At 45.8% G+C, this 345-nt stretch carries 1 pseudogene; it reads left to right on the forward strand.

Annotated features, from left to right (window positions below):
• Positions 1-13: 13 nt before the first annotated feature.
• Positions 14-345, forward strand: a pseudogene (locus EII41_RS13865) (SusC/RagA family protein); the annotation flags it as partial.

Here is a 345-nt window from a genome sequence, read left to right on the forward strand (position 1 = left end):
AAAACTAGTATCTATGAATCAAAGCAAACTAAGAAAACTGAGCAGGCAGATAGCCGCCGGTTTGTTGCTGGCACTTATGCTGTGTACATCCGGTATTTTGTCTGCCTCTCCGTTGCAGGTACAACGGATGTCCGTCAAATTGGAGAACGCGACGTTGCAGGAACTGTTCAATCTGATTGAAGAAAAGTTCGACTATTCGTTCCTGATTCGCAACAACGACATCGACTTGAGTGAACGTATCACGATCGATGTGGCCGATCAGTCGGTAGAAACGATTTTGACCGATGCCCTGAAAAAACAGGGCGCGGCTTTCACCGTAAACAACCAACGAATTATGGTGTACAA

It is taken from the genome of Tannerella forsythia, assembly GCF_003860135.1.
GTDB lineage: Bacteria > Bacteroidota > Bacteroidia > Bacteroidales > Tannerellaceae > Tannerella > Tannerella forsythia_A.